Origin of the sequence: Kitasatospora sp. NBC_00315 (genome assembly GCF_041435095.1) — a bacterium.
Taxonomy (GTDB): Bacteria; Actinomycetota; Actinomycetes; order Streptomycetales; family Streptomycetaceae; genus Kitasatospora.
Genome location: NZ_CP108025.1, coordinates 1,958,779 through 1,974,251 on the forward strand (window position 1 = coordinate 1,958,779; position 15,473 = coordinate 1,974,251).

The 15,473-nt window shown below is 75.1% G+C and carries 9 protein-coding genes; 6 read left to right on the top strand and 3 right to left on the bottom strand.

Features of this window, described 5'->3' with window-relative positions:
* Positions 1-415: 415 nt before the first annotated feature.
* The 5 genes from OG823_RS08150 to OG823_RS08170 are packed head-to-tail and all read left to right on the top strand — an operon-like array spanning position 416 to position 10,845.
* Positions 416-2,305, top strand: a complete 1,890-nt coding sequence (locus OG823_RS08150) for a hypothetical protein (protein WP_371478744.1) — start codon at positions 416-418, stop codon at positions 2,303-2,305.
* A complete protein-coding gene (locus OG823_RS08155; RefSeq protein ID WP_371478745.1) occupies positions 2,302-6,048 on the top strand; it encodes an amino acid adenylation domain-containing protein in 3,747 nt (1,248 codons plus the stop codon). Before OG823_RS08150 ends, OG823_RS08155 begins: the two co-directional genes overlap by 4 nt.
* 59 nt (positions 6,049-6,107) lie before the next feature.
* Positions 6,108-7,085, top strand: coding sequence for a hypothetical protein (locus OG823_RS08160; RefSeq protein ID WP_371478747.1), 978 nt, complete (start codon positions 6,108-6,110; stop codon positions 7,083-7,085).
* Positions 7,082-9,046, top strand: coding sequence for an ATP-binding cassette domain-containing protein (locus OG823_RS08165; RefSeq protein ID WP_371478749.1), 1,965 nt, complete (start codon positions 7,082-7,084; stop codon positions 9,044-9,046). Before OG823_RS08160 ends, OG823_RS08165 begins: the two co-directional genes overlap by 4 nt.
* Positions 9,046-10,845: an ABC transporter ATP-binding protein gene (locus OG823_RS08170; RefSeq protein WP_371478750.1), complete on the top strand. Its 1,800-nt coding sequence runs from the start codon at positions 9,046-9,048 to the stop codon at positions 10,843-10,845. Before OG823_RS08165 ends, OG823_RS08170 begins: the two co-directional genes overlap by 1 nt.
* A gap of 162 nt (positions 10,846-11,007) precedes the next feature.
* Here the strand turns inward: OG823_RS08170 and OG823_RS08175 are convergent, their stop codons facing one another.
* Positions 11,008-12,165, bottom strand: coding sequence for an MFS transporter (locus tag OG823_RS08175; protein WP_371478751.1), 1,158 nt, complete (start codon positions 12,163-12,165; stop codon positions 11,008-11,010).
* On the opposite strand from OG823_RS08175, the gene OG823_RS08180 reads away from it, so the two are divergent.
* Entirely contained in the window at positions 12,137-12,538 is a 402-nt protein-coding gene (locus OG823_RS08180) for a winged helix-turn-helix transcriptional regulator (protein WP_371478752.1), read from the top strand. The genes OG823_RS08175 and OG823_RS08180 overlap by 29 nt on opposite strands.
* Before the next feature lie 492 nt (positions 12,539-13,030).
* On the opposite strand, the gene OG823_RS08185 is transcribed toward OG823_RS08180, so the two are convergent.
* Positions 13,031-14,323, bottom strand: coding sequence for an aminotransferase class I/II-fold pyridoxal phosphate-dependent enzyme (locus OG823_RS08185; RefSeq protein WP_371478754.1), 1,293 nt, complete (start codon positions 14,321-14,323; stop codon positions 13,031-13,033).
* A gap of 508 nt (positions 14,324-14,831) precedes the next feature.
* Positions 14,832-15,461 (bottom strand): K(+)-transporting ATPase subunit C, encoded by a 630-nt coding sequence (gene kdpC / locus OG823_RS08190; RefSeq protein WP_371478756.1) that lies wholly within the window; start codon positions 15,459-15,461, stop codon positions 14,832-14,834.
* Positions 15,462-15,473: the final 12 nt, after the last annotated feature.

Below are 15,473 nucleotides of genomic sequence, written 5' to 3' on the forward strand. Positions count from 1 at the left end.
GCCGACTCCCGCAGCGCACGGCGGCAGGTCGTCGAAGGCTTCGTCGAATACCAGTCGATCAGCTGACCTGTCCTCAACTCGGCTCATCCGCGGGGATCCCGGCTCGCCGGTCGACCGGCGGCGCCGAGCGGCGGCCCGGCTCGGCCGACCACGGCACCGCGCAATTCCGGGCCACCGGAATGCCTTGACGCTCCCTTGCCTGCATGCCAGGATCACCACGCATTGGGAGCGCTCCCACACACCTCGGAGCGCACACCGCAGGCGCCCCGACCACCTCGCCGCCGCCGCCGCGCGCCGAGGGTCTCGGCGCGATCTCTCGCTTCGCACCCCTGAAGTCGGCTGACGCTGCCCGCCGACGTGTTCCGGCCGCACGTGCCGGATCGTCAGGCCGGTGCCCGACTCTACGGATTGAGTGATGGATCGTTCAACGAAGCGTGATGCCTGGAGAGACCACCTGCAGGATGTCAGGGATCCCTCCGCCCTCTTCTCCGGCTCTGCCGACCAGGGGATCCTGCGGTTGCTGACCCTCGGTGGGGCGCTGCCCTACCGGTCGGCCGCCGCCGGCCTGACGATCCGCGAGAAGCTGCTGGTCCAACATCTGCTGGGCCGCGCCGCGATCACCCTGGACGCGCCCGGGGGCCCGGACTTCGACACCTGCGACGTGCTGGTGGCCCACTCGTCGCTCGGCAAGCTCACCCTGCACGACCGGGGCCCGCAGGATCCGGCGGACCCCCAGGACGTGGTCGCCGGTCTGCGACTCCCCGCCTGGCTCCGCGAGATGGTGGACGAGGAAACCCGCGCGGAGGAGTCGCTGGAACAGCGGGAGCGGGCCGAGCTCGACGCGATGCTGGCGCACTGGCGCGCGGCCGGCACCCTGGCCGCACGGCTGGAGGAGGTCATCGACTGGGTCGAGCGGGTGGAGACGGTGTTCGTCCACGTCGGCCGACGCGTGTTCTCCCGCTCCGACAGCGGATCCTCGACGCTGATCAGGGGCAACGCGCTGCCCGTCCTGCGTGAGCGCGAGCTCGACGCGTGGAGCCCCGAGGAGCGGCTGTTCGTGGCGGCCATGCAGATCCTCTTCCGGACCGGACGCGCCGTCAGGTTCGAGGAGTTCAACGGCAGACAGCTGACCGCGACCGCCCTGCGCACCACCCTGCTCCGCCGATGTAGCAGCTACTACGAGAGCACCGACACCGCTGCGCCGCCCGAACTGTGCACCATGCGCCTGCAGGATCTGGCCGCCACGGCCGGCGAGCTGCTGCCCGTGGTGGACGCCGGCCCCGGCGTGAGGTACCGCCGGATCAACGGACTGTCCTACGCCAAGGACGAGTTCGTCATGGACTGGGACACCGCCGGACGGCAGGTCGACCTGGTACCCCCCACCCTGGCGGCGCTGGCCGCCCGCCACCTGGGCGCCGAACCCCCCACCGCGGCGGGCGCCGCCCCCGAGGAGACCGCGCCCGCCCTGGTGCGGCGACTCACCGCCCGGGCCGCCGAGATCGCCGCGCTGAAGGGCGACACCGCGCCGCTGGAGGAGGTGCTCCAGGCCATCGTGCTGGGGGCCACCATCGCCACCGGCGGCGACTACGCGATGTCCAGCGGCATCCGGGACCTGACCCGGATGGCCGGCGGCGACGTGGCTCCCGTCCTGGAGCTGAAGAAGCCCGACTTCTTCTGCTGCGCCCTGGCCGGCCCCACGATGGCGGCCGAGCTGCCGGCCGAGCGGATCTCGGACATCCTGTGGCAGGTGGCCCAGCGGATGATGTACAACCGCTGGCACTTCGTGCCCGGGAACTACGCCCGCGACGACATCCCCCTGCGTCGCCACTACTTCTTCCCCCCGAACGTCCCGGACATCGGGGAGTGGGGCGACCTGCGGCACGGCGGACACACCACCTCGCAGGTCCGGTACACACTGCGGGCGCCCGGAGCGGCGATGTGGATGCCCGGGTTCGCACCCTACGGGCACCCGTACCGTGGCTGTTACGACATCCGCGTGGTGCGGATGGAGGGACCGCCGTTCACCCTGGAGGACCTGCGGGCGGCCTCCCGCTACTCCGACCTGGTGGACGTGTTCTGGCGGGAGCTGGCCCGCCGGGCCCGCACCGACGGCGGGTTCACCGGGCCCCAGGTCAACGCCTTCGACGCCGACTGGTACCGCGAGCACCGCTGGCGCGAGGCACTCGGGTCGCCGGGCCTCCTCCCGACCGGTGAGGGCGCCACCGGAGGCATCGTCCGGCAGCGCACCGCCCCGCAGGCCGCCCCGGCGGACGCCGCGTCCCACCGGGACATGGTGACCCGGTGACGGCCGCCCCGGAGGACCTCGCCGAAGCCGTCACCACCCACCAGGTGGTGGTGAACGCCGAATCGCAGTACTCGATCTGGCCGCAGGACGCGCCCCTCCCCGAGGGGTGGATCCCGGTCGGGTTCCACGGCGGGCGGCGGGCCTGCCTCGACCACGTCGCCGAGGTGTGGACGGATCAGACCCCGGCGTCCCTGCGTGCGACGCCCCCCTCCCCCGTCCCCGAAGCCGTCCCCGAAGCCGTCCCCGAAGCCGCCGACGCCCCCGCAGCCGCCGACGCAGCCCCGGGCGCGACCTGGTGGTCCGAACCCGTGCGATCGCCCGGGGTGGACCCCGAGCGCTCCGGCGCGTCCGGCGCCGAGGTGCCCGTACCGGACGTCGGCATCCACCAGCTGATCGACGAGCGCACCCGGGCCTTCCCGCACGAGATCGCCGTCCGGTACCGCGAGCAGACCATCACGCGCGCCGAACTGGGCAGCCGAACGGCCGTGTTGGCCGACCGACTGGTGGCGCTGGGTGCCCGGCCCGAGCGCCCGGTCGCCGTCCTGCTGCCGCGCTCCGCCGACGCCGTGCTGGCCATCGTCGGCGTGCTCCGGTCCGGCGCCGCCTACCTGCCGCTCTCCGTCGCCGACCCCCGGGCCCGGCTGCTGGCCGTGCTCGGCGACGCGGGCGACCCGCTGGTGGTCACCGACGCGGCCGGTCACGCCCTGCTCGACGGCTACGGCGGCCCGGTCCTCCTGCTGGACGCGTCGGGCGAGCCCGGGCCCGGTGCCCCCGCCGGGTCCGGCGCGACGGGCTGCGGTGCCGGCCCGGCCGGGTCGGCGAAGGTCACCGGCGGCAACCTGGCCCACATCGTCTACACCTCCGGAACCACCGGGCAGCCCAAGGGGGTTCTCGGCACCCACGGCCAGCTCGTCAACTACGTCCGATGGTGCGCCGAGGAGTTCGCCCTGCAACCCGGCGAACGAGCCCTGCTGCACGCCCCGCTGTACTTCGTCGGGTCGGTGATGACCCTGTTCACCGCCCTCGTCGCGGGCTGGGAGCTCGACGTCGCCCCGGAGCCGGTCGGCTTCGACGAGCTCGCCGCGCTGGCCCGCGCCGGCTCCTGCGGGTTCCTCAAGCTGACCCCCTCGCACGTCCGCGCCCTGACCGGACTGGGCGACGTGGACGGCCTGGCCCGACTGGTCATGATCGGCAGCGAGCCGCTGCACCTGACCCCCGCCCTCGCCGGATGGATCGGCGCCGACCCCGGTGCCCGCTTCGCCAACCACTACGGCATGAGCGAGACCGTCGGCTGCACCTGGCACTGGGTGGGCGGCGACGAACCGTCCGGCGAGCGGCTGCCGGTCGGCCGGCCGATCCTCAACGCCGAGGTGTACGTCCTCGGCCCCGACGGGGAGCTGCTGCCCCACGGCGAGGTCGGCGAACTGTGCGTGGCCGGCCGGGTGACCGCCCGGGGCTACCACGGGCAGCCGGCGCTGACCGCCGAACGCTGGACGCCGAACCCCTGGGGCCCGCCCGGCGGACGTCTGCTGCACACCGGGGACCTGGCCCGGATGGCGGCCGACGGCACCGTCGAGGTCCTGGGCCGAGGCGACCGGCAGGTCAAGATCCGCGGCCATCGGATCGAGCTGACCACGGTCGAGGACGCCCTGCGGCGCTTCCCCGGTGTACTGGAGGCCGTCGCCACCACCACCCCCGACGCCCAGGGCGTGCCGCGGCTGACGGCCTACCTTCGCCCCGCCCCCGGCGCCCGGCCGCAGGCCGGCGAGGTGCGCGAACGGCTGCTGCGGGAACTGCCGGAGCCCGCGGTGCCGTCCCGGATCGTGCTGGTGTCCACCTTCCCCCAGACGCCGAACGGCAAGGTGGACCACTCCCGCCTCGCGCGCACTCCGGTCCTGCGTCCGGAGAGCGCCGGGCCCTACCGCGAACCGGGCACACCGGCCGAGAAGGCACTGTGCGAGGTCTTCGCGACGGTGCTCCAACTGGAGCGGGTCGGGGCCGACGACGACTTCTTCGAGCTCGGCGGGGACTCGCTGAACGTCGTCCAGGTCGTCACCTCCACGGAGGATCTGGGCCTGGAGCTGAGCGTCGGCGAGTTCTTCGACGCCCGGACACCGGCCGCCATCGCCGCCCGGGCCGGCGAGGCGGGCCTCTCGGTCCGCGAGCCGCTCACCGCGCCGGCCCCGGCCGCCCGCGAACCGGCCACGCGCACCCGGCAGCAGCCGTCGCTGCCGAATCTGCCGGAACTGCCGGAGCTGCCGACTCTGCCCGAGCTGCCCGAGCTGCCCGAGCCCCCGGACGCCGACAGCGACGGCGATCCCGAGGTCGGCGACACGCGCTGGATTCCGGTCCCGTTCACCGCCGAGCCCGGCAGCGGACCGATGACCTGGGGCCAGCTTCACATCTGGCGCCCCCTGCAGTGGTTCGGCGACGCCTCCGCGGCGTTCAACATCAAGCGGGTGGTCCCGCTGCCCCCGGCCGGCGTACCGCTGGCCGCCTGCACCGCGGTGCTGCGCCGGGTGATCGAGGCCAACCAGACGCTGCGCACCCGATTCACCGACGGCCCGGACGGACCGCGCCAGACGGTCTGCGGCGACAGCGCCTACCTGGTCGAGGTGCACCAGGCCGGCGGGAGCGGGGACGGCGAGGAGGGCGCCGAGCCGGTCACGGCGAGCGCCCAGGCCCGGGCGGAACGGCTGGCCGCGATACCGTTCCGGCTCGACCGCGAGTGGCCCGTCCGGTTCAGCCTGGTCTGCCGGGGGCAGCGGGTCCACGCGGTCGCCGTGGTCTCCTCGCACGTGGCACTCGACGGCTGGGCCGTCGAACGGCTCACCACCGCGCTGTCCGCGCTGCTCGGCGGCGACGGGAGCGCCGACGCCGCCCACCGGGCCGACTGGGGGCCCCTGGACCAGGCCGCCCACGAGCGCTCCGAGCGCGGGCGCCGCCAGGACGCCAAAGCCGTCGCGCACTGGCGCGCCCGGCTCGCGGAGCTGCCCGACAGCGCCCCGGCCCCGGCCGCGGGCGAGCCGGGGACCCCTCGGGTGCAGCAGTGGTCACTGAGCTCGACCGCGCTCGCGGCGGCCTCGATGGAGCTGGCCGAACGGACCAGGACCTCCAGCTCGGCGGTCCTGCTCACGCTGGCCGCCACCGCGCTCTGCGCCGTCCGGGCCCGGACGACCGTCGCGCTCCAGCTGATCGCCGCCAACCGCTACACCGACCGCCAGCAGCACCTGGTCGCCGCCGCCGCCCAGGACGGGCTGCTCGTGTTCCGCCACACCGACGTCCCGCTGGAGGAGGCCGTCCGGACGGTCTACCGCCAGGCCACCGAGGGGTACTTCCACGCGCAGTACGACCCGGACTCCCTGGCGGCGCTGCGCAGCGACCTGGCCCGCACCCGGGAGCACCCGCTCGACCTCTCCGGCTACTTCAACGACGCCCGGCTCGGCCGGGACTGGGAGATCGGCCGGCCGGCCGCTCCCGTCTCCGGCCCCGGACCGACGCCGGGTCCGGTCTTCGTCCGGGGCTTCGACCGGCACGACATGACGTTCTGCCTGTCGCTCGCCCAGCACGGCGCCGACTGCCGGGTCTCCCTGCTCGCCGACACCACCTGGCTGCCCGAGGAGCGGATCGCACCGCTCCTGTCGGGGCTGGAGCAGGTGCTGTGCGCCGCGACCGAACGCACCGTACGCCTGCACGAGGTGCCGCGGGCGCTCGGCCTGCCGGGCCCCGGCGCCCGACCGTGACCCCACCCGTCGCTCCCCGAGCCGACCACCGACCCACTCCCCCAGCGAAGGACCACCGGATGACCACCGCCCACACCACCCTCACCGACCTGCTCACTTCGGGCGCACCGGAGTTGGCGGACGTCGAGCTGTTCCCCGACGGCCGCTACCAGCTCGCGGGCACCACCGCCCGGACCGTCGACGCCGCCGTGGTGGCCACCCTGCGGATCGGGTTCGCCGGCCGCCCCGCCGACGACTTCCCGCTGCTGACCGTCGGCTGGGGGCGCTGCCGGGTGGGCTCCACCGCCGTCACCAACCTGTTCGGCATCGCGGGCATCCCCGCGTACTACCAGCCGGTCAAGACCGTCGCGCGGCACGTGCTGAGCAACGGCGTCGGCTCGCCCTGGCACCTGCCGGAGGGGGAGAGCGCGCTGTTCGCCAAGGAGATGGCCGGTCCGTACGTCTCCTACGAGTGCCTCTTCAACCCGGTGCGATGTCTGATCGAGGCGGGCTGGCCGGCCGACCGGCTGCGGCTGCTGGTCCTGGACCGCGAGCCGGAGGCGAGCCTGGACTCCTGGATGGCCAAGTGGGAGGACCGGATCGGCCGCGCCCGGGTGCTGGAGAACTTCGCCCTGTCCACCGCCAACTACCTGGCCATGCGCCGGTTCGCCGCGAGCGCCGGGGTGGCCGTCACGCACTTCCCGTACGAGGCCAGCAAGCAGCCCGAGGTGACGGTCGCCAGGCTCTTCGAGCGGCTCGGCGTGGGCGACCGCTACCACCCCGGCCTGCTCACCGGGTGGGGCGCCGCCGGTGACCTCAACTCCGAGCACGCGCTCGTCCGTTACCCGGTCGAGCCGGAGGCCTACGTGGTGCCCGGCCTGCACGGGAACGAGCAGGGGTACCGCTTCCAGCAGCGCGTCACCGACCGGCTCACCGAGCAGGAGCGCGCGCTGGCCGCCGAGCCGGCGATCCGGGACCGCTACCTGGAGTCGGTGGCGGCCTGCTGCGCCGAGCTGGGAATCGGCGCAGAGCTGCGCTCCGAGCTGTTCGGCCGATGACGCACCGGCCACAGGCGGGCGCGCCCGCCGAGGACATGACGGATCGGGCCGGCCGGCTCCGGGGGGCGACCCGGGGCCGGCCGGCGGCGGCCCTGGCGGAGGCCGTCGTGCCCCGCTGGCGGATCGCCACCCTGCTCCCCACCGCCGGTCGGACCGGCTCGGCGGCCGCGGTCGCCGTCAGTGTGCTGCGCGGCCTGCTGCCGGTCGCGTTCGCCGTGTCGATCAGCGCGGCGGTCGGCCGGATACCGGAGGCCGTCGCCCAGGGGATCGGTTCCCCGTCCGGCCATCGGCTCCAGCTGGACCTGGCCGCGGCGGCCGTGGCCCTACTGCTCCAACAGGTGCTGGAGCCGGTGCAGAACGCCCTCGGCGAGGTGCTGGCGCACCGCGTGGACGGCGCCATGCACGACCGGCTGGTAGCCGCCTCGCTCGGCAGCGAGGACCTCACCCCGCTGGAGGACCAGCGCGTCCTCGACCTGCTGGAGGAGGCCACCCGCGAACTGGAGTCGGCCTTCCGCACTCCCGGCAGCGCCTTCGCCGGGCTGATCGCGCTGATCGCCCGCTACGTCCAGCTCACCGGGTTCTGCGTGGTGGTCGGCGTGCTGTTCGCCTGGCCGGCCGCGCTCGCCCTGGCGGCGGTCGCGTTGATGTTCCGCTACGGGCAGCGCGGCGGCCTGCGCCGCTACGCCCGGGTCATCCGGGCCGTCACGCCGATCCGCCGGGAGGCCGCGTACCTGCGCGAACTGGCGCTCGGGGCGCCGGCCGCGAAGGAGATCCGGGTGTTCGGCCTGCGGGACTGGCTGACCGAGCGCCATCGGTCGGTGCACCGCTCCGCGATGACGCCGGTCTGGGCGGAACGCCGGCGGATCTACCTGCGCCCCTATCTCGGCTACCTCGCGGTGGCCCTGCTCGCGGCGGGCGCGGCGCTGGCCGCGCTCGGCGCGGCCGCGGCCCGGCGGGAGGTGTCGCTCGCCGACCTGGCACTGACCGCACAGGCGGCGCTCGCACTGGTCAGGCTCGGCGACTTCTACCCCGAGGCGGACACCCAGACCCAGTACGGGATGACCGCCGCCGACGCCATCGCCCGCTTCGAGCGGGCCGTCGCGGCGGCGGACACACCGGGGGCCGGCGCCGCGACGGCCGTGACCGGGCCCGGCCCCGCCCCGAGGATCGAGTTCCGCAAGGTCGTCTTCCGCTACCCCGGGGCGGCCGAGCCGGTCTTCGACGGCCTCGATCTCACCCTCGAACCCGGGGTGTGCACCGCCCTGGTGGGCGTGAACGGCGCCGGCAAGACCACGATCGTCAAACTGCTGGCCCGGCTGCACCGGCCCGGCGCCGGCAGTGTCGTGGCGGACGGCACGGACATCGCGGACCTCGCCCTCGACGACTGGCGGCGCCGACTGGCCGTGATCTTCCAGGACTTCACCCGCTACGAGGTGAGCGCCGCGGACAACATCGGGTTCGGGGCCGTCGAGGCGCTGGACGACCGGGAGGCCATCCGGGCCGCCGCCGAGCAGGCCGGCATCCTGACGCTGCTCGACCGGCTGCCGGCCGGGCTGGACACCGTGCTCTCCCGGGCCCATCCCGGCGGCACCGACCTCTCCGGCGGGCAGTGGCAGCGGGTCGCCCTCGCCCGTGCCCTGCTGGCGCTGCGCCAGGAGGCCTCGGTGTTCGTCCTGGACGAGCCCACGGCGGCGCTGGACATCAGGGCCGAGGCGGCCTTCTTCGCCCGCTTCCGGGAGCTGACCCGGGGCCGGACCTCCGTCCTCATCTCGCACCGCTTCTCCAGCGTCCGGCACGCCGACCGGATCGTGGTCCTGGAGCGGGGCCGGGTGCTGGAGTCCGGCAGCCACCACGAGCTGATCGCCGCCGGCGGTCGCTACGCCGAACTCTTCGCGCTCCAGGCCGACCGCTTCGCGGACGACCGGCCGACGGACGCGACACCGACGACCGGAAGGTCCTGATGCTCTCCGCAACCGCCGGCCTGCTCCGGCTCTCCTGGCGGCAGGACGCGCGCAAGCTGCTGGTCGCGCTGGTCCTGATGGCCGCCAACGCGGCGGCCGCGCCGCTGGCCGCGCTGTGGCTCGGACGGCTGACCGACGACGCGGTCGCCGGACGCTCCGGCGCGGCGGCGCTGGACGGCGCCGTGGTGGCGCTCTGGGCGCTGGGCGCGCTTACCCTCGCCCACTTCGCCCACATCGCCTACTTCGAGATCTCCGAGCTCAACGTCCTCACCATGGACCGGCGGCTGATCGAACTGACCCACGGGACAGCCGGGTTGGAGCAGATCGAGAACCCGCGGTTCGCCGACGCGCTGACGCTGCTGCGCCAGGAGACGCAGCGCATCGGCGAGGGGCTGCAGGCCGTCCTGGCCGGCTCCTCCCTCGCGGTCTCCATGGTGCTCACCGGTGTCCTGCTGGCCTCGGTGAACCCGTGGCTGCTGGTCCTGCCGGTGCTCGCGCTGCCCTCGCTGTACGCGGCGCGGCGGGTGGCCGCCACCCTGGACGCGGCCCGTGAGCGCAACGCGGCGGACACCCGCGCCAATCTGCACATGGTCCGGTTGGCCACCGGCGCCGCCACCGCCAAGGAGCTGCGGACCCTGCGCCTGTCGGGGCAGATCCGCGAGCGCCGGCGGATCGCCTGGGAGCGGGCCGGCCGGCGGATGGCCCGCGCCCACGGCCGCGCCGCGCTCTGGCAGACCGCCGGCCAGAGCGTCTTCGCCTGCGGGTACGCCGCCGGGCTGCTGCTGGTGGTCCGTACCGTGATCGCCGGACACGGCAGCGTCGGCGACGTGGTGCTGTCGATCGTGCTGGCCGCCCAGGTCAACCAGCAGGTGGGGGCGGCCGTCTCGCTCTTCCAGCAGCTCCAGCGCTCCGGCCGGACCCTGGAGCGGCTCGCCGAGGTCCGGGCGGCGGCCGCCCCCGGGGGCGCCGGGGCCGGGGCCACGGCGGCGGGCGCGCCGGCGGGCCGCCCCGCGCCGGCCCGCCTCACCGGTGGCATCGAGCTGCGGGACGTCTCGTTGTGCTACCCCGGCGCGGAGCGCCCGGTGCTGTCCGGCGTCAACCTGACGCTGCCCGCCGGACGGACGATCGCGGTGGTCGGCGAGAACGGAGCCGGCAAGACCACCCTGGTGAAGCTGCTGTGCCGGCTCTACGAACCCACCACCGGCGCCATCCTGGCGGACGGCCGGGATCTGGCCGGGACCTCCCCGGAGCAGTGGCGCGAGCGCATCACCGTGGGCTTCCAGGATTTCGTCCGCTACGAGTTCGACGCCCGCGAGACGGTCGGCGTCGGCGATCTGCCCCGGGCCACGGAGGACGCCGCCGTGTTGGCGGCCCTCGAACGGGCCAGGATGGCGGACGTCGTCGGTCGGCTTCCCGCGGGGCTGTCCACCCGGCTGGGCCGGAGCCGGGCCGGCGGGGTGGAGCTGTCGGGGGGCCAGTGGCAGCAACTGGCCCTCGGCCGGGCCATGATGCGCGAGGCCCCGCTGCTGCTCGTCCTCGACGAGCCGACGGCCGCGTTGGACGCCGAGGCCGAGTACCGGCTCTTCGAGCAGTACGCGCGCAACGCCGCCCGGGTCGGCCGGGAGTCCGGCGGGATCACGGTGCTGGTCTCGCACCGCTTCTCGACCGCCCGGATGGCCGACCTGATCGTGGTGGTCGCCGACGGCGGCATCCAGGACGTCGGCAGCCACGAGGAGTTGACGGCCCGGGGCGGGCTCTACGCCGAGCTGTACGGGGTGCAGTCCGCCGCCTACCGCTGACGTCCCGCGCCGCAAGGATTCCCGGAGCGGCCGGGCGGAGCCGGTCCGGCCGCTCCCGCCGGGCCGCGCCCGGGGTATGGCGGCTCCCCCCGCCGCCCCGGCGGCGGCCTTCGACAGGCCGGTGCGCGGGCCCGGGGCACCCCGGGCCCCGGTGGAGCGAGGCTACGGTGTCGCCGCCGCCCTGCGCTGGGCGGCGGCGAGCACCAGGGCGGCCGCGCCGGCCAGCAGCACCGCCACGATCATCGCCGTCCAGCCGCGCCGGAAGCCCTCCAGCGCGGCCTCGGGCCCGTGCGGGGTGCCGATCAGACTGACCGTCAGAGCGACGCCCACCACGGCTCCGATCTGCCGCGCCATCGTGGTGACCGCGGATCCGGTGGCGAAGCGCGCGGGCGGCAGCGCCGCCGCCGCGGCCCCGATCAGCGTGGGCAGCACCAGCCCCACGCCCAGGCCGGTGAGCAGCAGCCCGGGGAGCAGTTCGGTGGCGTAGCCAGGGCGGACCCCGATGTCGGCGGCCCACCAGCCGATGCCGCCGGCGAACAGCAGGGCGCCGAGGGCGGCGAGCCGTCCGGGGCCGAGCCTGCGCACCGGCACGGCGCTGCCCAGCGCGACCGGCGGCACCAGCAGCGGCCCCGGGGCGATGGCGAGCCCGGTGCGCAGCGCCGAGTACTCCCAGACCTGCTGGCACCAGAGCGCCGAGGTCAGCAGCATCCCGGCGAAGGCGACGGTGAACAGCAGTGCGGCGGTGTTGGCCGCGACGAAGCTGGGCACCCGCAGCAGCGGCAGTTCGACGACAGGGGCCGGGTGGCGCGCCGAGCGGCGCAGGAACCAGCCGGTCAGCAGGAGGGCGGCGAGCAGGCCGCCGAGCACCCTGGTCGAGCCCCAGCCCCAGGCGTCTCCCTTGACCAGGGGCACGGCCAGGGCGGCGATGGCGAGGGTGAGCAGCGCCGCGCCGAACAGGTCGGGCAGCGGCCCGTCCTCCCGGCCGCGCAGCCCGGGCAGGACGCGTGCGCCCACGACGATGGCGGCGATGCCGACCGGGACGTTGGCGATGAACACCCAGCGCCAGTCGGCCTCGACCAGCAGTCCGCCGAGGACCGGTCCCAGCCCGGCGGCGATCCCGCCGATGGAAGCCCAGGCCCGGATGGCGCCGGGGCGCCCGGCCGGTGGAGACGCGTCCAGCAGCAGCGCCAGCGAGGTCGGCATCAGCGCCGCCGCACCGGCCGCCTGGACCACCCGGGCGGCGTCCAGCCAGCCGACGGCGGGAGCCAGCGCACAGAGCGCGGAGGCCACGGTGAAGACGGCCAGCCCGGCGAGGAACACCCTTCGGTGGCCGATCCGGTCGGCCAGCCGTCCGGCGACGACCAGCAGCCCGCTGGAGGAGGCGGGAGTGGTCGAGCGCCGCGCCTACAGCGAGCGTCCGCCGCGCTACGAGTACCACCTCACCGAGGCCGGACGCGACCTCGCCCCGCTGACCCAGGCGCTGCTCGCCTGGGGCGACCGCTGGTTGTCCCCGGAGCCCCCGGTGGTAGTGCGGCACCACCCGGCGGACCGGCCGGACCACCCCGACCATCCGCTGGACGCGGCCTGGACCTGCCGCACCTGCGGGGCGGAGGTGCGCAACCCGGACATCGGTCTGGAGATCCGCTCTCCCGGTTGGGAACGCCAGGGCCGGAAACCGCCGCCAGGGCCGTGACCGGCAGGGGAACCCGGCGCTGCGCGGCGGCGGAGGGGTGCCGGGCGGAGGGGTCCCGGGCGGACTGTCGCCCTGCGCGGGGTGCCCCGGTGGGTCCGGCGGAGGGTTTCACGGTCCCGTCGCGGTTGACGAACGCGGGTTCGCACGCGATCGCCCGGGACGAACGACACCGGTGGCGTGTGGCCGTACCTCAACGTGTGGCCGTGCCTCCGCAGCCGCGCCCTCGACCGGGGTCCGCGGGGCGGGTCCCCGCGCCGCTCGACGCGGGCGGACGCCCGGAACGTCCTGTCCGGCGGCAACGGACGACGCCCACGGCTGCGCGGCACCGCCGGCGGTTCACGCAGGTCACGCGGTTCACGCGGTTCACGCGGTTCACGCAGGTCACGCGGTTCACGCGGTTCACGCAGGCCGATCCTGCCGCCTGCCGTGCGGGCGGGGCGGAGTCGACGGCCGGGGCCCCGCCGTGTCGGCGGGGCCCCGGCCGTCGGACGGTCACTGCGACGCGGCGGCGGCCCGCTCGGCGGCGACCAGCTTCACGCAGGTGGCCACGCCCTGCATGGCGAGCCGGATCTCCTCGACCGACGGGTACGACGGCGCCAGCCGGATGTGGCTGTCGCGCGGGTCCCGCCCACCGGGGAAGGCCGCACCGGCCGGCGTCAGGGCGATGCCGGCCTCCTTGGCGAGCCGCACCACCTCGGCGGCGCAGCCGTCCGGCACCTCCAGGCTGACGAAGTAACCGCCGTCGGGCCTGGTCCACTCGGCGATGCCGAGCGGCCCGAGCTCACGCTCCAGGACCTCGTACACGGCGGCGAAGCGCGGCTCCAGCAGCGCCCGGTGCCGCTCCATGTGGGCGAGCACCCCGTCGGCGTCGCCGAAGAAGCGGGCGTGCCGCAGCTGGTTGACCTTGTCCGGGCCGATGGTCTGGTTGCCGGTCAGCTTCAGGTACCAGGCGGTGTTCGCCGGCGAGGAGCCGATGAAGGCCACGCCCGAGCCGGCCAGCGTGATCTTCGAGGTGGAGCCGAACACGAACGCCCGGTCGGCGTGGCCGGCCTCGGCGCAGGCGGCCAGCACCGGCGCGAGCTCGGCCCGCTCCTCGGTGAGGTGGTGCACGGCGTACGCGTTGTCCCAGAACAGCCGGAAGTCCGGCGCCGCGGTCGGCATGGCGGCGAGGCGCCGCACCGTCTCGTCGCTGTAGGTCTCGCCGGTGGGGTTGCTGTACTTGGGCACGCACCACATGCCCTTGATCCGGGGGTCGGCGGCGACCAGTTCCTCGACCACGTCCATGTCGGGGCCCTGGCCGGTCAGCGGCACCGGCACCATGGTGATCCCGAACCGGTCGCAGATCGAGAAGTGGCGGTCGTAGCCGGGCACCGGGCAGAGGAAGCGGATCTCCTCCTCGTCGATCCAGCGCTGCTTCGCACCCGGGAGCGCGGAGAGCATGGCGTGCGCCACCACGTCGTACATGACGTTGAGGCTGGCGTTCCCGGCCGCGAGGAGCTGGTCGGCGGGGACCTGCAGCAGGCCGGCGAAGATCTCCCGCAGCTCGGGCAGGCCCTGCAGGCCGCCGTAGTTGCGGCAGTCGGTGCCGTCCGCCGAGCGGACGTCGCCGGGGCGCAGGACGGTGAGCAGCTCGTCCGAGAGATCGAGCTGCTCGGCCGAGGGCTTGCCCCGGGTGAGATCAAGCGCGAGCCCGCGGGCCCGGAACTCCTCGTACTCCGCCCGCACGGCGGCGAGTCCTGCTGCGGCCTGCGGGCCGCCTGCCTGGGGTGTGGAAGCCTGCGACACGACGTTCCTTCCGGTTGGTGCGGTGTGCACCTGAGCGCTACTTCACCAGCCAATCTACCAACCGCCGGCAGCACCGCGAACACGTACGGAGCAGCTCGGGCGGGTCTGCCCGCGCGAGGCCGCCGAGGCGGGAAACCGTGCGGCCCGGGGGCATCCGGGCCGAAATCCCTGCGGCGCCCCGGCGGCAATCCTCCGTGGGACGTCGGGCGCTCCGGGGCGTGCGGGCGTCCCGGTCCGTCGTCCACGACCGGGAGCCGGCCCGGGCGCCCGCGGGCCGCCGCCCGCGCTCGGCCGCCGCGTCCACGCGCTCGGGGTGGAGGGCGTCGTCCGCCCCGGCGAGGCCGACCGTGCTGCCGCCGCTGCCGGGGCCGGTCAGGAGCGGTCGGGCCGGCCGCCCCGCGGGGGCGGGCCCGGTACGCCCGCGCCGGACGGCGGACGACCGGCCCGGCCACGGGGTGTGCCTCCCCGCGCCCCGACCGGTCACGCCCTCAGTCGATCTGACGTGTCGTCATCCCTGTTCGCTCAGGTCGCGGTTGAGCAGGACGACGTTGACACCCGGCTGACCGAGGAAGCCGAGCGAGCGGCCCTCGGTGCATCTGGCGACCAGCCCCTCCAGGACGGCCTCGGGCAGGTCGCGGGCCCTGGCGACCCGGGCGACCTGCTCCTTGGCGTACGCGACGGAGATGTGCGGGTCGAGCCCGGAGCCGGAGGCGGTGAGCGCGTCCGGCGCCACGGTGGCCGGATCCACGCCGTCGAAGGCGGCGACGGCGGCGCGGCGCTCCTGCACGGCCTTCAGCAGGGCCTCGCTGTCGGGGCCGAGGTTGGACGCACCGGAGCTTCTCGGGTCGTACGCGTAGGCGGACGGGCGGGGCTGGAACCACCGGGGATCCGGCCGGGCGGCCTCGCCCGCGTCGGCGGGGTTCTTCTTCGGCAGGTCGTAGTTCTGGCCGAGCAGGCCGGAGCCGATCTCCCTGCCCTGCGAGCTGACGATCGAGCCGTTGGCCCGGTCGCCGAAGGCGACCTGGCCGATGCCGGTGACCAGCAGCGGGTAGGCGAGGCCGAGCACCACGGTCATCACCAGCAGCATGCGAAGCGCGGTGAGGTGGGTGCGGACGGACGTGGACAGGGGCTTGGGCATGGTGGCTTCCTC